Annotated in this window: 19 protein-coding genes; 10 read left to right on the forward strand and 9 right to left on the reverse strand. The window is 55.2% G+C overall.

Translation table 11 applies throughout. From position 1 onward, the window contains the following. Positions 1-116: 116 nt before the first annotated feature. From BUE18_RS00885 to BUE18_RS00895, 3 genes are all read left to right on the forward strand, one after another. The gene (locus tag BUE18_RS00885; protein ID WP_170868225.1) at positions 117-2018 is read left to right on the forward strand and encodes a neutral/alkaline non-lysosomal ceramidase N-terminal domain-containing protein; all 1902 of its coding nucleotides are present in this window, start codon (positions 117-119) and stop codon (positions 2016-2018) included. Positions 2019-2089: 71 nt separating this feature from the next. Next, positions 2090-4540, forward strand: a complete 2451-nt coding sequence (locus BUE18_RS00890) for a tetratricopeptide repeat protein (protein WP_073471958.1) — start codon at positions 2090-2092, stop codon at positions 4538-4540. Continuing rightward, the gene (locus BUE18_RS00895; protein WP_073471960.1) at positions 4537-5019 is read left to right on the forward strand and encodes a zf-TFIIB domain-containing protein; all 483 of its coding nucleotides are present in this window, start codon (positions 4537-4539) and stop codon (positions 5017-5019) included. The genes BUE18_RS00890 and BUE18_RS00895 overlap by 4 nt, the downstream gene beginning before the upstream one ends. 91 nt (positions 5020-5110) lie before the next feature. Here the strand turns inward: BUE18_RS00895 and BUE18_RS00900 are convergent, their stop codons facing one another. From BUE18_RS00900 to BUE18_RS00930, 6 genes are all read right to left on the reverse strand, one after another. Then, a complete protein-coding gene (locus BUE18_RS00900; RefSeq protein WP_073471961.1) occupies positions 5111-5482 on the reverse strand; it encodes a YdbL family probable chaperone protein in 372 nt (123 codons plus the stop codon). A 21-nt stretch (positions 5483-5503) separates the two neighbouring features. Beyond that, positions 5504-5722 carry a YnbE family lipoprotein gene (locus BUE18_RS00905; protein WP_073471963.1) on the reverse strand — a complete coding sequence of 73 codons (219 nt, stop codon included), beginning with the start codon at positions 5720-5722 and terminating at the stop codon, positions 5504-5506. Between the two features lie 51 nt (positions 5723-5773). Further along, positions 5774-8338 carry an intermembrane phospholipid transport protein YdbH family protein gene (locus BUE18_RS00910; protein WP_073471965.1) on the reverse strand — a complete coding sequence of 855 codons (2565 nt, stop codon included), beginning with the start codon at positions 8336-8338 and terminating at the stop codon, positions 5774-5776. Between the two features lie 237 nt (positions 8339-8575). Then, on the reverse strand, positions 8576-9820 hold the full coding sequence (locus BUE18_RS00920; RefSeq protein WP_073471969.1) for an acyl-CoA dehydrogenase family protein: 1245 nt from the start codon (positions 9818-9820) through the stop codon (positions 8576-8578). Position 9821: 1 nt separating this feature from the next. Then, positions 9822-10232 (reverse strand): MerR family transcriptional regulator, encoded by a 411-nt coding sequence (locus BUE18_RS00925; protein ID WP_073471970.1) that lies wholly within the window; start codon positions 10230-10232, stop codon positions 9822-9824. A 166-nt stretch (positions 10233-10398) separates the two neighbouring features. Continuing rightward, the gene (locus BUE18_RS00930) at positions 10399-12474 is read right to left on the reverse strand and encodes a right-handed parallel beta-helix repeat-containing protein (RefSeq protein WP_073471972.1); all 2076 of its coding nucleotides are present in this window, start codon (positions 12472-12474) and stop codon (positions 10399-10401) included. A 170-nt stretch (positions 12475-12644) separates the two neighbouring features. Between BUE18_RS00930 and BUE18_RS00935 the strand changes: the two genes are divergently transcribed. Then, complete coding sequence (locus BUE18_RS00935; RefSeq protein WP_073471974.1) at positions 12645-13607, forward strand: P1 family peptidase; 963 nt, start codon at positions 12645-12647, stop codon at positions 13605-13607. Between the two features lie 378 nt (positions 13608-13985). After that, positions 13986-14846: a hypothetical protein gene (locus BUE18_RS00940; protein ID WP_073471975.1), complete on the forward strand. Its 861-nt coding sequence runs from the start codon at positions 13986-13988 to the stop codon at positions 14844-14846. A gap of 79 nt (positions 14847-14925) precedes the next feature. Here the strand turns inward: BUE18_RS00940 and BUE18_RS00945 are convergent, their stop codons facing one another. Next, positions 14926-16479 (reverse strand): YifB family Mg chelatase-like AAA ATPase, encoded by a 1554-nt coding sequence (locus BUE18_RS00945; protein WP_073471977.1) that lies wholly within the window; start codon positions 16477-16479, stop codon positions 14926-14928. A 136-nt stretch (positions 16480-16615) separates the two neighbouring features. Here BUE18_RS00945 and BUE18_RS00950 point away from each other — a divergent pair, with 136 nt between their 5' ends. Beyond that, a complete protein-coding gene (locus BUE18_RS00950; protein ID WP_073471979.1) occupies positions 16616-16801 on the forward strand; it encodes a hypothetical protein in 186 nt (61 codons plus the stop codon). Between the two features lie 390 nt (positions 16802-17191). Beyond that, positions 17192-18079 carry a UDP-3-O-acyl-N-acetylglucosamine deacetylase gene (lpxC, locus tag BUE18_RS00960; RefSeq protein WP_073471982.1) on the forward strand — a complete coding sequence of 296 codons (888 nt, stop codon included), beginning with the start codon at positions 17192-17194 and terminating at the stop codon, positions 18077-18079. Positions 18080-18454: 375 nt separating this feature from the next. Here the strand turns inward: lpxC and BUE18_RS00965 are convergent, their stop codons facing one another. Further along, complete coding sequence (locus BUE18_RS00965; protein ID WP_073471984.1) at positions 18455-19012, reverse strand: hypothetical protein; 558 nt, start codon at positions 19010-19012, stop codon at positions 18455-18457. 340 nt (positions 19013-19352) lie between these two features. On the opposite strand from BUE18_RS00965, the gene BUE18_RS27800 reads away from it, so the two are divergent. The 3 genes from BUE18_RS27800 (at position 19353) to BUE18_RS00975 (ending at position 21409) form a co-directional block, all read left to right on the forward strand. Continuing rightward, positions 19353-19499, forward strand: a complete 147-nt coding sequence (locus tag BUE18_RS27800) for a hypothetical protein (RefSeq protein ID WP_170868226.1) — start codon at positions 19353-19355, stop codon at positions 19497-19499. A 66-nt stretch (positions 19500-19565) separates the two neighbouring features. Beyond that, positions 19566-20507, forward strand: coding sequence for an Lcl C-terminal domain-containing protein (locus BUE18_RS00970; protein ID WP_073471985.1), 942 nt, complete (start codon positions 19566-19568; stop codon positions 20505-20507). A 248-nt stretch (positions 20508-20755) separates the two neighbouring features. After that, positions 20756-21409, forward strand: coding sequence for a YiaD family glycine zipper/OmpA-like lipoprotein (locus BUE18_RS00975; protein WP_083610681.1), 654 nt, complete (start codon positions 20756-20758; stop codon positions 21407-21409). 141 nt (positions 21410-21550) lie between these two features. Here the strand turns inward: BUE18_RS00975 and BUE18_RS00980 are convergent, their stop codons facing one another. Beyond that, a complete protein-coding gene (locus BUE18_RS00980) occupies positions 21551-23332 on the reverse strand; it encodes a bifunctional metallophosphatase/5'-nucleotidase (RefSeq protein ID WP_083610682.1) in 1782 nt (593 codons plus the stop codon). Positions 23333-23344 lie beyond the last annotated feature (12 nt).

The raw sequence follows: 23344 nt of genomic DNA on the forward strand, positions 1-23344 counted from the left end.
GATTGCTTAAATGCCTTTTGGGGGGGATTATGGGAATGGCTTTGCTTTCCGGCTTGGGAGGATGCGCTGCAAAGCATCTGGCGATTAGCGCCGAAAACATCCGGCCGGATGTCCAAATGGAAAATCAAACAATGACGGCCGGGTTCGCGAGGGTGGACATCACCCCCGGCCCGGGCATGCCCATGGGCGGCTATTCCATGATGGGCAAGCAGGGTATGGGGTATCGCACCAAGTTGTACGCCCGGGCTGTTTACATCAAGCCGAAGCATGGCAGGCCCGTCTGCTTGGTGCAGTGCGATCTGCTTGCCGGCTCTTTGGCCGTGCATCATAAGGCCGCCGAGATTGTTGCGCAAAAAACGGATGTGGAGCCCGCCGGCTTTGTGATGGCCGGAACTCACACCCACAGCGCGCCCGCCAATTTTTTCGGCAGCAATTTCTATAATAAATTCGCTTCCGCTAAAAAGGGGCTGGAGCCGGATTTTTTTGAGTTTCTTTGCGACCGCATAGCCATGGCGGCCGTCCAGGCTTATGAAAACCGGCGTCCTGCAAAAATCGCCATGGGCTCTGTAGACGTATACGGCGCCACCCGAAACCGCAGCCTGCCGGCGTATTGGCGGAACGCCAACGTGACGGACGAGCCTCCGGCCGACCAGGCGGTCAATCCTTTGCTGCACATGATCCGGGTAGACTGTCTTGCGGACGACGGCGCCTATCACCCGGCCGGGGCGTTTACGAATTTTTCCATCCATCCCACGGCCATCAGCACGGGCAACAAATTGTATAACGGGGACGTGTTCGCGTACATCGAACGGGAAGTGGAGTGGGGGATCAAAAAGGCTTACAAAACGCCCTTTGAACCGGTTCACGCCGCCTGCAACATGACCCACGGGGACAACACCCCGGAAATCCCGCCGGAAATCGACGAAGGCTTTATCGAAGCCAAACGGGTGGGGAAGATCGTGGGGCGGGCCGCCATGGATTTGTTCACATCTCTGGACGGCGAACTCAAAGACGATGTTCCGGTCGGCTTTTTCGCCAAGGAGCTGGACGTGCTGGAAAGTCCAACCAAGGCGGACGCCGCCGTCTGCAGCCGGGCGGTGGTGGGATGCGCCCTTACTGCGGGCGCCACCTCCCGGTACACGCCGGTCCTGCACAAAATGCCTCTTTTCGCCCCTGGATGGCCGCGCAAGGTTTTCACCCACGGATGCCAGGCGGAAAAACGGGTGGTTGGCGGCCCGTTTCAATACCTGATTTTACCCCGAGAGGATTTTCCCCACGTCCTTTTCCTGCAGGCTATCCGGATCGGGGATGTTGTCATCATGCCCATTCCTTTTGAAACGTGCATGGAGCAAGGGGCGCGGATCGCCGCATCGGTGAAGGAAAGCGCCGAAAACGCAGGCTTAAAAGGCGTAAACCAATATTATGTCATGAGCTGCTCCAATGGTTATTGGGGATACGTAACCACGCCCGAGGAATACTCCCTGCAATATTACGAAGGCGGCCACACCTTGTACGGCCCCGGGACGGGCGCATTTTTAGCGGCCCACCTTTCGGATATGGTCAAAAGCCTGGCTTCCGGAGATCAGGCCCCGGAATTGCCATCCTCGTGGGCCTTTGACTTAAAAACAAAGCATTATCTGATAAAAAAGGAGGCTCCGGCGGAGGAACGAAAGATCGTCGGCCAGCCGGTCTATGAGCCTGAAGGCGACAACCTGGAGGCCTGCTGGACAATGTCCTGGGAGGACCTGCCGCCCGGCATGATGGCGTTCGACCGCCCTATTGCCTCCGTGCAGGAGATGGACGGCGATCAATGGCGCGTTCTGACAAAGGAGGGAGAGCCCATTGACGATTCGGGCTACGATATTTCAGTCCAATTTGTTAAGATGAATTCCAGGACCGGCATGGGAATATACCAGGCGACCTGGCATGATCCGGTTCAGGAAAGCGGCAAGAAATTTCGCTTTGCCATTGCGCCGGGTGAACAGGGAGAGTATATTTTCTCCGACACCTTTAACTGAGCCGGTTTGCGCATCACTCAACGGGGGAACGTCGGCGCGCGCATTCCGGCAGCTAAGGAAATCATCGGATTATGGCGGATTTTATAGCAACCAGCCGGAAAGCCCACCTTCTGATTTTATGTTGCCTGACTATTGCGGTTTTCGCCAATTCTTTGGAAAGCCCGTTTATTTGGGATGACGAAAGGCTGATTCAGGAAAACCCATGGATAACCGACGCGGGGAACATCCCCGCCTTTTTTTCTCCGGACTATTGGGACCAGCTTCACCCCATAAAGAGTTCGTCCCAATACCGTCCCGTGCGGGTATCCTCCTTTGCCCTGGATTACGCCATCTGGGGCGAAAATCCCACGGGCTACCATTTGACCAATCTGCTGCTGCATCTGGCCAACGTCGTGCTGCTGTATTTTGCGGTCTTTTGGCTTTTGGGCGGAAAAAAGGAGGAGCAAGACAAGGGCGCCTTGCTGATTCCCTTTGTCTGCGCGCTGCTTTTCGCCGTCCATCCCATCCACAGCGAAGCATTGAACCTGATTAAAAACCGGTCCGAACTTTTGGCCTTTTTATTTGTGCTGAGCGCCTTGGCTCTCTTTGCAAAGGCAAAGGACAGGGATGGGCTTCCGTACGTGCTTTACTTGACCGGGGCACTGGCCTGTTTCTTTTTGGCCCTGGCTTCCAAGGAAACCGCGCTTGTACTTCCGTTTTTGGCCCTTTGGCTTCTTTGGGTGTTTGAACGGGAAAAAGGCTTTTTGTCCAACGGATTTCAGGTCCTGCCCATGTTCGTGCTGCTGGCGGGATTCGCGGCTTTTCGCTTATTGGTTTTTGAATCGCCGGAGGCGGAGCCGCAGACTGCATTGGGGTTGGCGGCGCAGGCGTCCATTATATTCAAGACAATCGGCGCTTACGTTTTCATGCTGGTTTTGCCCGTAAATCAGACCGTGGACATCCCCATGCCCGCCAGCCTGGCCTCTCCGGACGTGTTGATCGGCTGGGCATTCTTGATCGCTGCTGTGGCCTACGGAGTCAAAACATGGAGGAAGAATCCCGAGTACCTGTTTGCCTTGGGATGGATCGCCTTCACCCTGGCGCCCGCCTCCAACCTGCAATATTTGGAGTCCCGGCCCCTGGCCGAGCAACGCTTGTACATGCCTTCCGCCGGCTATTGCCTGATTTTGGGGATTTTGCTCGTCCGCCTTATGAGCATGGACCGCAGAGCCCTGAAAAATCTGGGCGTGGGGCTGACAGTCGCGCTTGCCGCGGTTTATGCATGGGGAACGTTTTTTCAAAACAGCTTATGGAGAGAGCCCGTCAAGCTATGGACCAGGGCTTTGAAGCATGTGCCGGACAGCCCCCGCCCCTGGTACAATCTGGGCAACGCCTATATGGCGAAAAGAATGTACACCGATGCGGTTGCGGCCTTTGAAAAAACGCTTGAACTCGACCCTGGAGACCCCGACGCCCTGAACAACCTGGCCTGCGCCCAGGTCAGCCTTGGCCTTTTGGACGAGGCCACGGCAAACGTCCGGGAAGCCCTGAAAACCGATCCGAACAGCGCGGTCGCCTATTACAACCTTGGCAACGCCATGGCCAAAAGCAATCGGTTGTCCGAGGCGGTCATGTATTACGACATGGCCGTAAGCCTTAAGCCGGACTTCCCCATGGCCCAATGCAATTTGGGCTATCTGCTTTTCAAAATGGGCAACCCTGAAAAAGCCAGGGAGCGTTTGTCCATTGCCTTGGCTTTGGACCCGGAAAACGCGCTCATCCGGACTGTCATGGCTAATGTGCTGTCCGCCGAGGGAGACCTGGAGCAGGCCCGGGTCCATTATCAAAAGGCCCTGGAACTGGAGCCTGATCAATCCCAGATTCATTACGCATACGGCAACCTGCTTTCCAAGCTCGGGGAGGTGGACCAGGCCGAAGAACAGCACCGGGCGGCCCTGGAAAACGACCCGGAAGACCCCAGGTTCCACGCCAACATGGCCAACACCCTTTCCCGCCAGGGAAGGTACGGCGAGGCCATGACCCATTACGAAAAAGCCTTGGAGCTGGAACCCGGCAACGCCATGATTCACACAAACATGGGCATCGCCCTGGCGGACCAGGGCAAGGTGAAAGAAGCGGCCTCTCATTTTAAGGCGGCCATGAAAAGCCAGCCGGATTTCGCCCCCGCCTATTACAACATGGGGTATGTCCTGGCCAAGCAGGGACGGCATCAGGAAGCCCTGGATTATTTGGGCAAGGCCGTGGAGATCAAGCCGGATTACGGCCAGGCTTACTATGAGGCGGGCAACTCCCTGGCTCATACGGGGCATTTGAACGAAGCCGTGCAAAGCTATAAAAAGGCCCTGGAGCAAGAGCCGGACAACCCGAAGATCCTTCATAACCTGGGCATTGTCTACGCCCAGGGCGGCGAATTGGAAACCGCCGTGGATTATTTTGAAAAGGCCCTGGCCCTGCAGCCAAATTACCACGAGGCCGCCAAGCATCTGGAACAGGCTAAGCAGCTTATGGAGTCGCAAAAATGATTTGTCCCAACTGCGCCCAGGCCATGGAAGAGGTCTTGGTGCAATCAACGGCCGTGGACGTGTGCACAAAAGGGTGCGGCGGCATGTTTTTTAATTATCGGGAACTGGAAAAAGCCGGGCGCGCCAGAAAAAAAGATCCCATGGTGTTGCACGAGGCGGGCGGCCTTGCCGCAAGGTATAAAAAGAATCTGCAATGCCCTTTTTGCAAGGCTAAAATGAACGCCCGGAGAATAAGCCGGGACATTGAGGTGGTTGTGGATGTCTGCTCCCATTGCGGGGGCTTATGGCTGGACAAAGGCGAGTTCGACGGCATTTGCCGGGCGGCCGAGCAAGGCGCGCCTTTTCCTTCGGGCTGGAAGCCTATGGAAAATAAAGCCGCAAGCTGGATGAAAAACTCCCAAAACTCAGGCGCCTTGGAATTTATTGCTGATTTTTCGTTTGATGCTGTTTTGGATATATTTTTGGGGCTGCTTGATTAGGGACCCACAAAAGACATAATCAACAAAAACGCCAAAGGATCTATGCACATGCATCCCTTGGCGTTTTGTTTAACGATTATCTTGTAGCGGCCTATTTCTGATACCACTGGCCTTCGGCGTTTTGGAGCCAATGGCCCGGGTCGGCCCTTTCGGCCAGTTGGATGGCCCGGCGCTGGCCCACCAGTTCGGGCGTGGTTCCCTGCTTTTGGGCGATGTATGCATAAACCTGCTGGCGGTCTGCGTTTTCCGCGTTCACCAAATCCTGGCCTTCCCTGGAAGATCCTCTGAACTCCAGATAGCCTTGATTGTTCTCGCCGATAATTCCCTTGGCTTTTAATTGCTCCAGGGCGGGCAATCGCGAGGCCATGCGCTCCTTGATGCCTTCTCCAAAGCTGGCGCCTGCAAAGGCGAAAGCCGTAACCAGAAACATGGCTATGAACGCTGCAAAAATCCTTTTATTCATAATGCTTCCTCCTGTGCATTTTTATTCCGTGATTTTGGTCGTGGGGGAGGCGGAATCCTGCTTGGCCTCCATGTTGTCCAGGTCGCCGAAGAAGTCGTCCAACGCCTTGTCCACCTTGACGTTTACGTTGACATTCAGGTTGACTTCCATGGGCGCCACCTCAATGCGATGTTCGGTCCTGCATCCTGCTGTGATCAGAAGCAGGGCCGCCGCCGTAAAGATAAAAACGTGTTTGATCATTTTGCTTTCTCCCGGCCTGTTAAGTCGCGGCGCAGTGCGATTTCCTGCGCCCTAAAAGTAATCCTTCAGTTTAATGCCGTATTTCAATATCAGGTCCAAAGGCAGTTTGATGTTCAGATTGAGCTTAATGCCCTGGAATACGGCTCCTTTTTCCGGGTTATCCACCTTTTGGAAGTTTCCGGTTTTGGGGTCCGGGACCAAAGGCAGCGGTCCCGAAGGCTTGCCGTCAAGCTGGAGTTTGAGCATCAGGTTTTCGCCTTCTGAATTGATTTCCAGCTTGGCCCATTCGTATTGATAATCCTCCAACGCCAGCCTGGCAAGGGCTATCTGCCCGGCCTGGGGCGTGCCGGAGCTGATTCCGTTCATGAAGTCGTCCCCGCCCTTGATCTTCAAAGCGCCGCCGTCTCCGGGCGTGGAGTACAAATGGCCGCGGTCAAAGCGGAAATTGCCGTCCGTAATGCGTACGGGCACGATGCCGTTCAGGCTGCCCGATCCGTTGGCGCTGGGCGCTCCAAGCTGCTTGAGAAGCTCCACAAAGTCCAGCCTGTCGCAAAACAAAAGGAGTTCATAGTCCGAAACCCCGGCCTGCAAGTGGATGGCGGGGCTGTACACCCGGCCTTTGCACCAGCTAAAGCTGCTTCGCTCGACAAAAAAAGACTGGGGGCTTTCCACGATGAACTCCACCCGGCCCTTGTTCATCTGAATACTGCCGGCCTTGACGGAGTCAAAGGAAAAGACCTGCCTGGGTGCGCTGCGCACCGCAACCAGATCCTCCATGTTCAGGGACAGGCTGATGCCGTTCATTTCCATCTGGTATTCGGGCGCCTGGATCTTTCCGCCCGACAACGAGGCTTCCATGCCGGTTTCCAGCTTTCCCCTGTTGAACGAAGCAAAACCTTTGACCGTTAGCAGCCCGTCAAAGGTGTAGCCTTTTAACCCGTCGGCGAAACGCTTCATGTCCAGGCCGGAAATCTGATGGCCATCCACCCCGAAGTGGGAATTGAGCTGAAACTCTCCGTTATCATCCAGGCCCGCATTGCCTCCGAACTCGATATTTAGCCCGGGAATCAAGAGGTCCGGATGATTTCCGGCCAGGGACAGAAACATATCCTTGCGCTCCAGGGTCATGGAGGCGGAGCCGAGTCTTTTTCCGGCTACGCTGATGGCCCTGATGGAAAGGCTTCCCCGGTCCGTCTGTGATGGATAAGTAAACGGCATTTTTCCCTGTATCCCGGAAGCCTGGAATTTAGGGCTGATGCCCCAAACCCTGGCGTCTTTAAACTCGGTTACGGCGTTTACAACAGGCTCTTTGCCGGGGGCCAACACCACTTTACCCGTGCAGGCCAAGCCCGGAATTGTCGCCTGGGCGACGCCTGTTTCTACATTTATGACGGGCAGGGACGCAAAAAAGTCTACAACCAATGCTCCTTTGTCGTCGGTCTCGCCATGGACTTTCCATTCCGGCTGGGCGACAAATGCGATGGCTGCTTCATGTATTAAGGTGATGTCCTTTTTGGGAGGAGCGTTTTTTATGGAAAATGCCAGCTCGCCGTTGCTCGACCTGGCCGCCGTAAACTCCACCTTTGCCTGGGCGGGGGTTTCCATGGAAAAGGGCAGGTCGGGCAGCGCCCGTACTTTGTAATCAAACTCTCCGGACGCCGTCAGGCCTCCATCTTTCAATAGGACGGTCGTTTGCAGGGCCGGAATCTCCACGTTGACCGGCAGGGAAATATGAATGTTTTCCAAGGCCAGGTCGGCTTGATTTTTCCGGAACGAGGCCTTTAAGGTCAGGGGCTTTTCCTGGGTGGAGACAATCTTTATCGGGCCGGACAGGATTTGCCCCTGGGTAAAAGCCGCCGAACCGGATACGGGCGTCAATTCCGCCTCCTTCCAGCCTCCTTGGGCGTCCAACTTAACCCCACCCTGCACCAATACGCCGGAGAAACGATGGATGAGGTCGCCGAATCGCCCAGCGTCCAATACTTCTGATGCCAAGCGAACTTTTATATTCCGGGCCGGAAGATTGATTGCGGCTTTGCAGGCGACCTCCTGCCCTCGCGGGAAGACTTTCACATTGCAGTCAAACACCCCGGCGCCGCGAGTGACAAGGTCCGCGGCCAATGCCAAGCGATAGGCCTTGCCGTCCCAATCCAGGTTAACGGACGCGCTGTCCAGGCTGATGGCGCCGATTTCCGCCGGCAGCGTTTCCGGCAGGGCTGGAGGGGCGCTTTCCGCCTGGGATTCGGAAGCGGGAAGCTCCAATCCTCTTAAGGAGACGGCCTCTCCGTCAAATTGGGCGTAAACCTGCACGCCGGCTATTTTAATGGATTTGACTTTTTTGTGGATGAGGTCCCAGGGGGAGTAATCCGCCTGCACGGATGCAATGGTTGCGGCGGGCGCCGCAGGATCGCCTATTACAACGGAGCCTATGTCGGCCCGGAACAGGCTGATGTTTCTGACTTCCAGGCTCAGGCTGCCGATCCCGGCTTCTCCGGCGTAAAAAGGCAGTTGCTTCTCCACCATGCCCGGCAAAGCCCACCACAGGCCCAGGCCTGTGCCAATGACCGCCAGCAGCAGAATCCACAAAACCATTTTGATTTTGGAGCCTAAAGCCATGGAGGCGTCTTCTCAATCAGCCGGGCTGCAACGCCGGGTGTGCAAGGGCAGGCTGCGCTGCTTTGCCTGCAACATAGTCGAATATGAATCCAGCCTCTCGAACCTGTTGAACTATGGTATTAGTTCCCGCGCTATGTCAACCTTTTCCGCGGAAAACCCGGGGCGCGGCCCTCTGAAAAAACAAAAGGGAGACCCCTTTTTCCGGGCCTCCCTTTGGCATGCGGCGGATTCGCCGCGTTATTCGTAGATTTTTTCGTCCGGGGCTTCGGCCTCTTCGGCGTCCAGCTCCATGTCCCGAACTATATTGGCCTGTTTGGATTTAAAGAAATCCTTGTACCATTCGTGGGCGATAACCATGGACATGACTTCGTTGGAGCCGGTCCAGATGGTGGCCAGACGCAGGTCCCGGTACATCCTCTCCACGGGGAACACGTTGGTGTAGCCAATGCCGCCCATGACCTGCATGGCGTTGTGAACCACCTTCTGGCAGGATTCGGTGACGAACTTTTTGGTTTCCGAAACCATGCGGCGGGTTTGCCCTGCATAAGGATCAAGGTCCGCGGAACGGCCCGTAGTGTAAACCAGGGACCGGCAGGCGTCCAGAAGCATGGCGGCTTCCGCAATCTGAAAATTGACGCCCTGAAAATTGTTGATGGTCTGGCCAAAAGCCTTGCGCCGGGTGGTGTAGCCCGTGGCTACGTCCAGGGCCGGCCTGGCCGACCCGATGGTCATGGCGGCCGTGCCCAGGCGTTCCGGGATCATCATGGTGGTGAAAACCGGGTAGGCGCCGTGCACCTTGCCCACCACGTTTTCCTTGGGCACTTTCACGTCCTTGAACACAATGCGTCCGGCGCCGCCGCCGCGGCAGCCCATGAGGCCGTAAAGATATTCCACGTTCACGCCGGGGCCGCGATCCACGATCAGACAGGAAAGGGATTCCTGGGGCTTGGCGTCGGGGTTGGTCTTGGCGTAGACCAGGAAGTAATCCGCGCCCTCAGCGCCCACGATAAACCGCTTCTGGCCGTTCAGGATGAAGTGGTCCCCTTTGTCCACGGCCGTGGTCGTGGCGCCGAAAAAGTCCGATCCGCCCCGGGGTTCGGTCAGGCATTCCGCCGCAAAAATGTCGCCGGCCAGCAACGGCTTGACGTATTTTTCCTTTTGTTCGTCCGTGCCATGGAGGCAAATGGCGTCGCAAACCAGGTCCGCTCCCACGCCGAAGGTGCAGGAAAAAATATAGCCAAGGGTTCCGATTTCCTCCACTACCGCGGCGGACCCGGCCCAGGACATGCCCCTGCCTCCCCATTCCTTGGGATGGCGTACGCCCAACAGATTGCGGCGGCCCGCTTCCTGCAAAAACTCCTTGGGAAACTTGATCTTGTCCGCGTCCATGTCCAGGATCATCTGGCGCGGAATGGTTTTGACAAATTCCCTGGCCTCGTCCCTGGCTTTTATTTCCTCTTCGTTCAGCAGAAAATCAAACATGTCATTTACCTCCTTGAAGTTGATCCAATTTGTTTTGAAGGCGTTTGCGCATGGCCATCATTTCTTTTTCCAAAAGAAGCAATTCCTCCTTGCGGATGCGAATTTCCTCCAGCTTTTGCGCGCCGTACGCCATGGTTTTTTCAATTTGATCCCGTTCGTCCATGTCCATATCGGCCATGCCGATCATCTCGGCAATTTCATCCAGCGAAAAGCCGAAGCGCTTGCCCCGCAGGATCAGGCGCAGCCTGGCCCGGTCCTTGGGGCTGTAAACCCGTTGGTTGCCGGGAGTGCGGGCGGGGGAGATCAGGCCCTTTTGCTCGTAAAAGCGGATGGTCGGGGCGCTGATATCCAGTTGTTCGGCCAGTTGGGATATGGTGAAAGTGGCTTTTTCTTGTTTGGGGTTTTGGGTCACGTGGCCTCCAGTATTTAAAGTTCAATTTAACTTTAATGGGCCTCGCAACGCAGGTCAAGAAAAATCAAACGGCCTCAGCCCATAGATAAAAACGGGGAACGCAAAGGCGTCCCCCGGAGATGAATAAGAGCATCCGCTCAAATTGCAGCGGGCCGTGCGAATATAATCAGGGAAGTTCTATAGCCCCCACGTCGCCTTTGCCGTTTACCGGGCGGGCCGCCGCCAATTGATCCTGGGTTTCCATGGTGCTTTTCCTGCCAGGCAGGTTGTAAAAGCGCATGGTGATATTAGGGCTGTCAGGCTGCTCGCCGGCGTCGAACATGCCCAACCAGGCGTCGTCGCCCAAAATTTCCGGCCCCATGCCGGGAATCTCCTCCGCGACCAGGGCCTCGTCCAGCATATGCCAGAAAAAGATGTAAGGATAATTGGAAAGCTCTTTGGGCCAGGTGTCGGCCGGGCCGAACCAGAGCGTGTCCGCCAAGGTCAGGATGGGGTTCCCGTCCGGGTCTGTGTACGGCTGAACGCCGCCGGTTTCGTCGTCCGAATCCACGGTTCCCAGGAACTCTTCAAAGTCGGCGGTGAACCGGGCGGCGAACCCTTGCAGGCTGTAATAATCCTCCAGCCGGTCCAGCATGTATGCCAGGAAGTTGTCCTCCGTTCCTTCCTCCACCCAATATTCGGCGTAAATTTCCTGGATGTAATATTGGGCTGTGGGAATCTGGTCCAACGCCTGGTCCGCTGGTTCGTAATAAAGGGGAACCGGAAGCCCTGCATCCACGCCTTCGGACAGGATGAAGCCGTGCTCCACCGGTCCGGTCGCCATATCCAGTACATCGTCTATGGCGACGTCGTTGGAGTCTCCTGTTTTGGGATAATGCTTGCGGCACAGGGACATCCAGTCTTTTTCTCCGACAGGAACCAGAATCTGGCTGAAGTCCAAAACGCCTATGCGATTGAATCCCCGGCTTTTAAAAGAAAACACGGTGCCCGAAAAGACGTCGTGGTCGTACACAGCGCCCCCGGATTCATGGACCGTGTTTCCGGCAATGATGCAATGTTCGATTTTCATGTCGTCCACGGCATGGGCGTTTCCGATGGTGGCCGCCACGCCCCCGGCCATATTGGACTTGCCCAGGGCGTCGGTTCGGGGAGTTCCATGCACTTCATTTTCCACAATGGTGCAGGATTTCAAAGCCAGGCTGCCGTTGGACATGTACACGCCGCCGCCTCGCCAATATCCCATGCCCAAAAGAAAGGGCGGTATGCCCGAGGCGTCCGCCAGGTTTTTGGCGATGGTGCTGTTGGTGATCGTGAGTGTTTTGGAATTGCCGATGCTGCCGCCGTCCGAATAGACCCCGGCGCCGTAGCTGAACAGGGCGCTGATATGGTTGCCGCAAATGGAGCAGCGTTCGATAGTGGAAGATTGGTCTTTGGAGCCGGCGCCCGAGACCGAATACACCCCTCCGCCCGCCGCACCGGCGCCGTAAATGGAATTGCCGCTTATGACGCAATCTTTCAGATCGACGATGTCCGCGTATAAGCCGCCGCCGAAAGAACCACGGTCCCGGGAGGATTCAAAGTCCCCCTCACAGTAATTGCCGTATATGGTGCAGTTCTCCAGGTGGGCCTTTCCCCAGACTGCGACGCCGCCTCCCCTGGCCAGAGTATAGGGCTGGTCCTCGTTGTCCCCGGAGATGTCCTCATAAACGCTGCGGCCTCCGGTGACGGTTATATTGTTCATGTACAGATTGCCGTATACCGCCAAAACCCGGGCGTCCTCCGCCCCCGCCCATTCCAGGGTGATGCCGTTGGGCAGGTTGGAGGCGTCCAGGACCACGCTTTTTTTGGCGTACAGGGCGGACTTGCCGTAGTCCCTGTCAAAATAGCCAACCAGGTACGAGACCAGCCCGCTTTCCTCCTCCCTCATGCCCATGACTTCGCCTTTGAGGAGGGAATGCTCTTCACCTACGATGGTCAGCTGGATCACCCCGCCGTCCAGGCTGGGGTCAAAGACAATGGATTGGCCGGACGCCGCCTGATTCAGAGCGGCCCTTAAGGTCAAACCCGCCTTGCGGGCCAGGGGGGCGTCGTCCAGGCTGCCTACGACAATGGGCGCCAGGACTGCGGCTGCGTTATCGTCATTATTCTTTTTAGCGACCGGGCCGTCGTCATTGTCATCACAGCCTGAAAATGCGAATACAGCCAATAATAGCAAGCAAATGATGGAGGAAATCCTTTTCATGTCCACTCCCTGGTTGCAGATTAAATTGTGGTTTTGGAGCAGTGTGCAAGACCAGAATAATAGGGCAGGACAGGCTGCGGCGCAAGAGCTTTGTTGACCCGGAAGGCGGGGAAGGGATATGAAAGAGCAATCCTGAGCCGTCAAACCTGGATCTGAACTGGAGGGAAATCATGAAAAGCGCATCCTTTAAGGACTTGGCAAGCATTCGCATTGGACACGCCCGGAACGCGGAAGCCGGAACCGGCTGCACGGTGATCATCTGCGACAAGGGGGCGACTCCCGGCGTGGACGTGCGCGGCGGCGCCCCGGGCACCCGGGAGACGGACGCCCTGGACCCGGTGAATCTGGTGGACAAGGTGCACGCCGTGGTTCTTTCCGGAGGCAGCGCCTTTGGCCTGGACGCCTCCGCCGGCGTCATGGCGTATTTGGAAGAGCAGGGCGTAGGCTTTGACGTGGGCGTGACCAAGGTGCCCATCGTGGCCCAGGCGGTTTTGTTTGACCTTTTTGTAGGCGCTCATAATGTGCGGCCCGATAAAGCCATGGGCCTGGAGGCCTGCCAGGCGGCCAAGACATGCAATCCCCGGGAAGGCAATATAGGCGCCGGAACCGGCGCTTGCGTGGGCAAGCTCCTGGGCATGAACCGGGCCATGAAATCCGGACTGGGAGTTTCCATGCTTCGCCAGGGGGATTTGCTGGTGGGCGCAGTCATGGCGGTCAATTGCCTGGGGGACGTGGTGGACCCGAAAAACGGCGCCGTCCTGGCCGGACTTTTGGAGGAAGATAAAAAATCCTTCGCCTCCACTGAAAAAATCATGGCGGGATTTTATGACCAGGACTCCATCTTTCCCGGCAACACCAGCATCGGCGTGGTGGTAACCAACGCTATTCTGCAAAAATCCCAGGCGACAAAAATCGCCTCCATGTCCCACAACGGCATCGCCCGGACCATGAGCCCGGCCCACACCATGGTGGACGGGGATACGCTTTTTGTCATGGCCACAGGCGAGCAGAAAGCCGAGCCCAGCGTCGTGGGCATGATGGCCGCCCGCGCCGTGGAGCAGGCCGTGGTCCGGTCCGTAACTCAAACCCCGGGCGCTTATGGGTTGTTGGGTTATGGGGACTTGATGAAATAGTTTCTATCTTATCAAAATCAGGTTATATTCCCTTCATTAACCATGGCGCTATTTTTGGGGCTGACGCCTCAAGCTCGGATTGAACAGGCGAGGAGTGTATGATGCTCATCCGTTCCATAGCAATCTCGCCTGGACAGGAATCTTGTATTTTTTGTCAACATTACTGTTTTCCCTCCCATGGAGTGTTTTCAAATCCTTGCGCCGCCTTTCTATACGCACCCATCCAAAAATTGACCTCAAAAGCGGCGTACCAAAGATAGAATGAGGATGGCGGCACGTTTCATGCATCATTACAATGCGTTATTTTTAAAATTATTTTTAGCGCAATAGGATTACCTAAGAAGTGCCGGAGACGGAGTATTTCGTGGAGAGGTCACTATGAGCGCCGATCAAAAGCAGGGGGATAAGCTGCCGGCCGATGTTTCATTGCAACTCAATGCGATTCGCCGGGAGTTTTTGGAAAGCGTCTCAACGGTCCTGTTGACGCTGGCTCTGGTCGGTCTGCCCTTATCGCTTTCCCGGACTTACAATACAGGGCTGAATTTTAATCATGCGGCTCATCTATGCATTACCGCGCTGATTTTTGTTGTCTTTTTTGTCAGAAAAAACATGGCCGACCGGCGGCTTTTAATAATGATAATGCTTATTTTCAGTATGTTAAGTCTTGCTGCCTTTGTAAAGTATGGGATTGTTTCGGCCGGGTTTTTCTTTGCAGCGACTTGCGTTTTCATAGCGGTGATGGCTCTGGGGGTGTGGGGCGGGGTGATCTGCGCTGCTTCCTATTTTGCGGTTATCGGCCTCATGGCCTATTTGTGGATGTCCGGCCTCCTGACCTTTGAAGGAAACTTGCAGGAGTATATTTTATTGCCGTCGGTCTGGGCCCTTTTATCGGTGGCGTTTATTATAACCACGGCTGTATTTTTCGTTTCAGCCAACGGTTTTTTTCGCCGCCTTAAAGAACTGGTGGGGGCGGTGGTCGAACAAAGGCAGGAAATGCAAGAGCAGGCGGAGGAGTTGATCCGTATGAATTCAGAGCTTGAATCGGCCCTGAGCGAGGTCAAGACGCTGTCCGGGCTGCTGCCCATATGCTCCCATTGCAAGAAAATCCGTGATGACAAAGGGTATTGGAACCAGATTGAAGTTTATATTCAGGATCATTCCGAAGCGGATTTCAGCCACAGCATTTGCCCGGATTGCGCGAAGAAAATTTATCCTCAAATGAAACTTTACGACAATTGAATCGCTTTTTGCCGCCTGACTCTCATCCAAAAGGCTGAGCGGAGACGCGAAGAAAGCCATCTTTTTGGACCTCTGCAGGCTACATGAACAACCCGGCCTGCACGGGAAGCTGGCCTTTGCGGTCCAGGGTGCGGTACTGGATGGCTTCGGACACGTGGGAGGCCTGAATGTCCTGGACGCCTTCCATGTCGGCGATGGTGCGCGCGATCTTGAGGATGCGCTTGTACCCCCTGGCCGACAAGCCCAATTTGTCCACGGCGGCTTCCAGCAAGGACGAGCACGAAGGATCCACCTTGCAATAGGCTTTCATATGCCTGCCGTTCATCTGGGCGTTGCAGAATATTTTCGTGCGGGAGAACCTTCGGGACTGAACCTCCCGAGCCGCGGAAACCCTTGCCGCGATATCTGAGGATTTTTCCGCGTTGGCGTCGGTCATGAGTTCCTTGTAGGGTACGGTGGGAACCTCCACGTGGATGTCTATCCTGTCCAGCAAGGGGCCTGACAAACGGGAGCGGTACCGCTGGATTTGGGCGTAAGTGCATGTGCAGGGGTGCCGCGGATCGGAGAAATATCCGCACGGACAGGGGTTCATGGCGCCCACCAGCATAAAACTGGCCGGATAGGTCAGGCTGGTTCGGGCCCGGGAAATGGTCACCTGCCTGTCCTCCAATGGCTGTCTGAGCACTTCCAGGACATGCTTTTTGAACTCCGGCATTTCATCCAGAAACAGGACCCCGTTATGGGACAGGCTGACTTCCCCCGGCCTGGGAACCATGCCGCCGCCAATAAGTCCTGCATCGGAGATGGTGTGATGGGGGGACCGGAAAGGCCTGCGGGCCACCAAAGCCTGGCCTTCGTTCAACAGCCCGGACACGGAGTAGATTTTGGTGGTTTCCAGGGCCTCCTCAAAGGTTATGGGAGGCAATATGCCGGCCAGACGTTTTGCCAGCATGGTCTTGCCTGAGCCGGGCGGTCCGATCATGAGCACGTTGTGGCCGCCTGCGCACGCCACTTCCAGAGCCCTTTTTACATGATGCTGTCCGTGGACGTCCGTAAAATCCAGATCCTCGTCTCCGGTATTGGAAAAATAGGAGATGGCGTCCGTGGTGATTTCCTTGATTTTCTGCTCCCCCCGCAAAAAAGCGGCGGCCTGGGAAAGATTTTCCGCTCCGAACACCCGGATTCCCTTGACCACGGCGGCTTCCCGGGCGTTGCCCGCGGGCACGATAATAGCCTCCGTGGTATCCCTGGCCGCCAGGGCCATGGGCAGGGAACCCCGGACGGGCTTTATCCTGCCGTCCAGGGCTAATTCGCCCAGGATCAGGTATTTGTCCAAGGCCTTTTTGGGGATGACCCCCGTGGCCGCCAGGATGCCTACGGCGATGGGAAGGTCAAAGCCGGTTCCTTCCTTCTTAAGGTCGGCGGGGGCCAGGTTGACCGTGATGTGATCTACAGGAAACCCGTATCCCGAATTGCCGATGGCCGCCTTGACCCGATCCTTGCTTTCCTTGACGGACGTCTCGGGAAGGCCTACAGTGGAAAAAAGGGGCAATCCGCTGGAGATATCCACTTCCACTTCGACGACGGTGGCGTCAATACCAAGCACTGCACTGCTGAGAACGCGAGCTAGCAAGTTGGTCTCCTTGTTCAATTTTTAAAACGGATGGACTATCATAACAGAACCTGATAAAAATTCAAATATTTTTGTAATGTATTCGTAAAAAATTACATGATAGGTCATTTGTAGGCCGTAAATAAAGGAGGCGTTTATGTTGTGCCAATCATGCAAGCGGGAAACCCCGGACGACGACGGCTGCCAATTGAATGGCAAATGGCTGTGTGAAAAGTGTGCATGGAAGCAGGGGCTTTTTCCCCTGAGCCACACCGGCGCCAGGCGGGATAAAATTTCGGAGCGGGGCCGGGTCCTTACTCCGCCGGAACCCGCAGGGAAATAATGCCAACGGCAGTCATCCTGGTAATTGCAATCTTGATTTCGAGGGGAGACGATACTTGTCTCAGTAGCTGCCTTGGCGTCTTTTTGAGAGATAAGTTCATGTCACCCGAAATCCGCCGGACGATAATGGGCGATCAACCAAAGTTGCGGGCGGTAATATCGGAAGAAAAAAGAGACCTCCATAAGGCTTGACCTGAATGAGAACAGGTGTTAAGTAGGGCTAGGTTTTTGTTTTTCTAAGGGTTTTACGCTTCTTGAACCCTTGAGCAGCCGTAAAGGCCGGAATTCGCCTTTGGCGAAAACAGCTCCCAAGGGAGCATAAAATATAGCAACAAACGCCTCTGAAAAGGCTTGAGACCGGGACTCAAATAAGGCCCGGCAATATAACATTATGCAACGATATCAACACACGGTAGCCGGCGAGGCCCGTTGTAAAGGAGTTGGGTTGCATTCCGGCAGGGAGGTGGAACTATCCATCAAACCTGCGCCGCCCAACCATGGAATCCGTTTTTCCCGCATTGACCTGCCTAATCGTCCAACCATTTGCGCAATTTTCAAAAATGTCGTGGATACAAGTTTGGCGACGGTCATCGGCGGGGAAGGGGCCATCGTCTCCACCATCGAGCACCTGATGTCCAGCTTTGCAGGCCTGGGCGTGGACAACGCCCTTGTGGAGATCAATTCCTATGAACTGCCCATCCTGGACGGCAGCGCCGCCCCTTTCGCCCGCATGATCACAGAGGCGGGCCTTAAGGAACAGGATAGCCCCAGATATTATTTTATGGTGCGCCAGCCCATCCAGCTTGCGGAAAACGGACGGTCCGTGACCATTTATCCGGACGAGCAGGCGCGGGTGACGTGCAACATTGACTTTCCCCATCCGGCCATGGGCAAGCAAACGGTTTCCATCACCCTTTCCGGAAACGCCTTTGAAGAAGACATCTGCCGGGCGCGGACCTTCGGGTTTCTTCACGAACTGGAGTTCATGAAGCAGTGCGGCCTGGCCAAAGGCGGAACCCTGGACAACGCCATTGTCCTGGATGAGGAAAAGGTGATCAACGAAGAAGGCCTGCGCTTTGAAGATGAGTTCGCCCGCCATAAACTTCTGGACTGTCTGGGCGACTTCTCCCTGCTGGGCATTCCCATCCTGGGGCACATCGTCACCCATAAGTCGGGCCACGCCTTTAATCATGCGTTTCTGGAAAAATTCTTCCAGGAAAAAGACTGCTGGGAAACCACCACCCTCATCGCCCGGGAAAAAGCGGTCATGCAGGCCTAAACCCAAAGATATCCCCACTTAAAAATCTTGATTTTAACCACGGAAAGCACGGAAGGTATTGTCCCGCGCTTTTCGTGGTTGATATAATTTTTAGGATGAGCCATTGCCGGCATTCCTGAAAAAAGCGGTTTATCCTTGCAGGGACGACCATTCATGAGGACAAGGAGGCATAATGTCAAGATATTGTTGGGTTTCGCAAGCTCTACCCGACCTATGTCGCGGCAAGCAGAGCCGTAGGTTGGGTTAAGAAGTCCGGCTTTCAAGCATCACGCAGCCTTAGCTGATTTTGGACTTCGAACCCAAAAAAAAGGCGCCTGACTCGATCCATAAAAGCATGGCAAAACATCAGGCTTTAAAAGCCATTTTCACCGCTTCTTATTTCCCCGTAACCTTTTTGATCAACAGCCTCCTAAGGCCCAGGTATCCCACGCCTCCCAAACAGGTGAAGGCCAAAAACCATTTTATATTGGTCGCCGCCCCGCTGATGACTACCAGCATGTCCGGAACCTCCGGGACCATGGGAATCAGCACAAGGTGCAGGCAGTTTTCCAACAGGTCGCAGGTTCCGGCCACAAAAGGCAGGTAAAACAAAAAACGGTGCATGGACGCCTTGGCCGCGCCAAGCTGCTTGGACAGGGCCGCCACGGCCGAGGCCAGGAAAGCGGCGTAGATAAAGGGGTGCGGAAAGTCAAAATAAAAATGCCGGTAATAAGCGCTGAGTTGATCCGGGGTCCAGCCCTGGACGATCTTGGCGAACATGGCGCCGTTCATGGTCATTTGGAGGTTCAGCATGTCCGCGCCCAGGGGATGGACAATTACGGCGATTATGCACTGATTGATCAGATACAAAACCAGAAGCCCCAGGCACACCTTGCCCGAGGATAAATGGTCGAAGAGTTTATCGCCCAGCGTTGTTTTGTGTACGGTTTTCATGGCTTGCCCTTACAATGGCCTTGTTTGTTTTTAAGGCTCAATTTGTGATTGTTTAGAATTCATCATGGACTGAAAAGAATTGCCGTCTTTAGCGCCTTTTTTGCCCTCCACCCAGACATTGATTAACATAGGCAAGATTGCCTAAAAAGTAAATCCTCCTTGCGCCCCCCATTTTTTCTCCAAAGTCATGCATCTTTTCCCAATTCCATCAACACACCGTTTTATAGCATTTTAACATTTATATTTTATTGATATTTACTGGCAGGTTCATTTGCTTTGCTTGATGCGGCTTGGGATGCAGATTATCGAATTACGCATAGTTTTTTGAAAGGAATCAGCCATGATCGCACCTCCGAACGGCCTGAAAATCAAGGTGGACGCGGAAGGCGTCAATCAAAAGATTGTCATTCCCCATTTGGGAAAAAGAGTGGCTTTACGAAGCGCTGAAGCGGCATTATTGTTTATAATAGGCGTTGTTATCTTTTGAGATTTTAATCAGCGCCGACCCTGATAAACTGATTCACAGGCGATCATTGCAAGGAGTGGATGCATAATGCCCAAGCCCATAGCCATAGCCACAGACCAGACCCAATGCTTTGACCCGGACGGAAAGGCGATCCCCTGCCAGGGGACGGGCCAGGACGGGGAAACCCGGACGGGCGCGCCCTGGCCTGAGCCTCGTTTTACGGACCAAGGCCAGTGCGTACTGGACAACCTCACCGGCCTCATGTGGACCAGGGACGCCAACCCCGAGGAGTTTCCCCTTTCCTGGGACGAAGCCTTGGCCGCCGTGGAAGCCATGAACCGGGACCAAGCCCACGGCTATTCCGACTGGCGCCTGCCCACGCGGCCTCAGCTATTTTCCCTCATCAGCCATACGGAGATCAACCCGGCCTTGCCCAAGGGACATCCCTTTGAAAACGTATTCGCCGGATATTACTGGACCTCGGATTTCTGCGCCCGGTTTCCCAATCAGGCGTGGTACGTGCATCTTGGCGGCGCCCGGGTGTTTTCCGGCATGAAGCACGGCTCCTACATGGTCTGGCCGGTCCGCGAGGACGAACCCGGTTCAGGGCGAAAGACCGATCCGTCAGCCGACCGCTTTATTACCCATGAAAACTGGGCGGAGGATTCCCTGACCGGCCTTGGCTGGATGCAGACGAGTTCTTTGCCAGCCAAGCCCGTATCCTGGCCCCAGGCCCTTCATCTTGTACGAAAATTGAACGAAGACAAGGCCTTGGGATTCAACGACTGGCGCCTGCCCAATATCCGGGAGTTGGACAGCCTAATAGACCTGACCGCCCACACCCCGGCTCTGAGTCCGGGGCGTCCTTTTCCCCACGTGGAGTTGGGATATTGGTCCTCCACCACCAGCGTGTACGATCCTTCCTACGCCTGGGTTTTGTACACCCGGGATGGCAGGATCGGGGTGGGATTTAAGACCGGCGAGGATTTTTTCGCTTGGCCGGTCCGCAGTCTGCGACCTTTTCTTTAGCATCTGTTTTTATTTATTTTTTAGCCTGTTAGGCGAATTGTGAAAGCCCGGATAGTGACCTGCATCAACGCTCTTTTGTGAAATAGGACAAATTAAGCAATGATTGAAAAAATTCTTGTTGTCCTTTTCCCATTCATTTGCGACATTATATTACGAACGCAGTGCTTTGGATTCGGAGGATCGGACTGCTTTGAGACAAAAATGGAGCAGGCCGGTTTATAAAAAATTCTTTCAAGGAGGCTTGATAAATGACTTTCATGCGTCGCATTGGCATTCCCGTTACGATTATTCTGATTGTGAGTCTCGGCATGCTGGGGTGTGCGGATATGAACACCACCCAAAGAAAGACCGCTCAAGGCGCCGCGGTCGGAACGGCGGCCGGGGCTGCATTAGGCGCTCTGATCGGCTCCACCCAAGGCGAAATGGGCAAAGGCGCCCTGATAGGCAGCGTGGCCGGCGCAGCCGTGGGAACCGCAGTTGGTCATAAAATGGGCAAGCAAGCCCAGGAACTGGAACAGATTCCCAACACCCAGGTGGAAGTGCAGGAAGATAAGGTGGTTGTCACCATGGACAACTCCATCCTGTTCGCCGTCAATTCCTCCGTGGTGCAGCCTGGCTCCCAGGGCACCCTCAGGGACATCGCTCAGGTTATGGTCAAGTATCCCGACACCCAGATCATGGTTAAGGGCCATACCGACAGCACGGGCTCCGAAGTGTACAACCAGCAACTGTCCGAACGCCGCGCTAATGCGGTGGCGAATATCCTCATCTCTTACGGCGTGCCGGCTCATCGGATCACCGCCATCGGCCTGGGCGAAACCATGCCCATCGCCAGCAACGACACCCCGGACGGACGCGCCATGAACCGCCGGGTGGAAATTGAAGTGCGGCCCATTCAGTAAAGAAGAGGGCGGCGAATTGGGAGGCTGAACAGGGCCGGGAGAGGCGTACGCCCTCTTGCCCGGCTTTTAAGACGGCGTTTCTAAAAAAGTATTGAAAACAATACAGGGCGAATCCTTCCGGGTTCGCCCTGTTGGTTTTTTTTATTTCATTTCCACGCAGGCGTATGGGATTGGCTGCAACACGCGGCGGGTCTTGGCGTATTCCATGAACACTTCGGCGTCCACAAAGCCCGTGTCCAGGCGTTCTTCCTTGGATTTCGACAGGATGGAGTATCCGTCCCCGCCATGGGCCATAAATCCGTTGACCGCAACTTTATAGGTTTCGCCGTCTTTGATTGCCGACCATTTTCCCGCATCGTTCATATACTCCAAATCAAAAACCCGCCGGCCGGGGGCGTTATCCCTAGCAACATCAAACCGGCCGCCGGCCAGATATGGGAAGCCTCCGGCATTGGGCTTGACCGGATCTAAAGCCTGATCCACGGCTTCTTCAAGGGCCCGTCTGATTTCCTCGCCGGAAAGGTCCAGGACGAATACCGTATTGCCGAATGGCAGCAGGTTATAAACGTCCGCCACGGTCAATGGGCCGGCCTGGACGTCAGTCCGCACTCCCCCCGCGTTTTGGATGCTCAATTGGACGTTCTGGCCCACGATCCGGCACTTATAAAGCATGCTTTGGGCGATGACGGGCGCGATCATGCTTCCCTGTTTCAGGATTTCACCGGTTCCGGGATGGGCTGAGCCCGGGATGCGCACGTGGAGCAAATCCCGGCCGACTTTTGCTACAACTTGATGGCGGTATGCTTCCACGCCCTTGGAATACTTGGCCAGCAGAACCATGGCTTCCGGGTCATTCGGGATCGCTTCAATTTCCGGATTGTTTTGGATGGCCGCCGTAATGGCTTGCTTTATTTCCGAAGAGACGGGAGCTTTTTTCCCGAAAGCGTTTTTTCTCTGAAATTCATCCCCGGCCAGCAGGGTGAATCTGCCGCCGCATTGGACCACTTCTCCTTCCCGGTCAAATTCTACATCCAGGATTCCCAATCCCTTGGCCCACTCCCAGGCCTGGACAATGTATACGGGTTCTTTTTCCGGATTCATGACGATGGTGGGGTAGGGGCCTTTGGGCTGCATGCCCAGGGAGGAAAGGTCGCCCAAAAGGGTGTGGGTGTGTCCTCCCACGATCACGTCTATGCCCGGGACCGCCTTGGCCAGGGCCATGTCCCGGCCGTATCCAAGATGGGAAAGAACGATGATTTTATTGACGCCTTTTTCCTCCAGCAGGGCCGTTATCTTTTTCGCCCTGTCAATTTCGTCAAAAAACGTTACATTGGGCCCGGCATTGGAAATCGTGGCTGTTTCCGGCGTGATCAGCCCGATTACGGCCACTTTTTCGCCGCCCACGTTTATGATGGAGTACGGCTTGAATACTCCCGCCCCGGGCGTCTTCATGGCCATATTGGCCGCCAGGACCGGAAAGTTCAATTCGTTGGCGAACTCTCTGACAAACGCATCTCCTTTGTCGAATTCGTGATTTCCCAGCACCATGGCGTCGAATCCCAAGTGATTCATAAAATCAGCCTCGGCCTTTCCATTATAGGTGGGGAAGTACAAAGTCCCCTGCACGGCGTCTCCGGCGCAAAGGAGTAAGGTTTGGGGATATTCCGCCCGAACTTCCTTGACCTTATAAGCCAGGCGGCCCATGCCGCCCAAGGCCAGGTAGGTTTTTTCGCCGTCCAGAATCAGGCTGGCGGGAATTTCCTCCAAATGGGAATGGACGTCGTTCACGTGCATGAGCCGGATTTTAAACGCGGTTTCGGGCGCCGCCTGGGGGGTTGCAGCGTTTTCGTTGTATAAGCATCCCGTCCAGAAAAGGACCGGGATAAGTATCATCAAAACGGTTAATCGCTTGATTGTTTTCATAATTGATCCCTT

It is taken from the genome of Desulfatibacillum alkenivorans DSM 16219, from assembly GCF_900142135.1.
In the GTDB taxonomy this organism is placed as follows: Bacteria; Desulfobacterota; Desulfobacteria; order Desulfobacterales; family Desulfatibacillaceae; genus Desulfatibacillum; species Desulfatibacillum alkenivorans.

Bases quoted from the DNA above. Each gene is read 5' to 3' on its own strand.
- BUE18_RS00885 (WP_170868225.1), top strand. From the start codon at position 117: ATGGAAAATCAAACAATGACGGCCGGGTTCGCGAGGGTGGACATCACC.
- BUE18_RS00890 (WP_073471958.1), top strand. From the start codon at position 2,090: ATGGCGGATTTTATAGCAACCAGCCGGAAAGCCCACCTTCTGATTTTA.
- BUE18_RS00895 (WP_073471960.1), top strand. From the start codon at position 4,537: ATGATTTGTCCCAACTGCGCCCAGGCCATGGAAGAGGTCTTGGTGCAA.
- BUE18_RS00900 (WP_073471961.1), bottom strand. From the start codon at position 5,482: ATGAATAAAAGGATTTTTGCAGCGTTCATAGCCATGTTTCTGGTTACG.
- BUE18_RS00905 (WP_073471963.1), bottom strand. From the start codon at position 5,722: ATGATCAAACACGTTTTTATCTTTACGGCGGCGGCCCTGCTTCTGATC.
- BUE18_RS00910 (WP_073471965.1), bottom strand. From the start codon at position 8,338: ATGGCTTTAGGCTCCAAAATCAAAATGGTTTTGTGGATTCTGCTGCTG.
- BUE18_RS00920 (WP_073471969.1), bottom strand. From the start codon at position 9,820: ATGTTTGATTTTCTGCTGAACGAAGAGGAAATAAAAGCCAGGGACGAG.
- BUE18_RS00930 (WP_073471972.1), bottom strand. From the start codon at position 12,474: ATGAAAAGGATTTCCTCCATCATTTGCTTGCTATTATTGGCTGTATTC.
- BUE18_RS00935 (WP_073471974.1), top strand. From the start codon at position 12,645: ATGAAAAGCGCATCCTTTAAGGACTTGGCAAGCATTCGCATTGGACAC.
- BUE18_RS00940 (WP_073471975.1), top strand. From the start codon at position 13,986: ATGAGCGCCGATCAAAAGCAGGGGGATAAGCTGCCGGCCGATGTTTCA.
- BUE18_RS00950 (WP_073471979.1), top strand. From the start codon at position 16,616: ATGTTGTGCCAATCATGCAAGCGGGAAACCCCGGACGACGACGGCTGC.
- lpxC (WP_073471982.1), top strand. From the start codon at position 17,192: ATGCAACGATATCAACACACGGTAGCCGGCGAGGCCCGTTGTAAAGGA.
- BUE18_RS00965 (WP_073471984.1), bottom strand. From the start codon at position 19,012: ATGAAAACCGTACACAAAACAACGCTGGGCGATAAACTCTTCGACCAT.
- BUE18_RS27800 (WP_170868226.1), top strand. From the start codon at position 19,353: ATGATCGCACCTCCGAACGGCCTGAAAATCAAGGTGGACGCGGAAGGC.
- BUE18_RS00970 (WP_073471985.1), top strand. From the start codon at position 19,566: ATGCCCAAGCCCATAGCCATAGCCACAGACCAGACCCAATGCTTTGAC.
- BUE18_RS00975 (WP_083610681.1), top strand. From the start codon at position 20,756: ATGACTTTCATGCGTCGCATTGGCATTCCCGTTACGATTATTCTGATT.
- BUE18_RS00980 (WP_083610682.1), bottom strand. From the start codon at position 23,332: ATGAAAACAATCAAGCGATTAACCGTTTTGATGATACTTATCCCGGTC.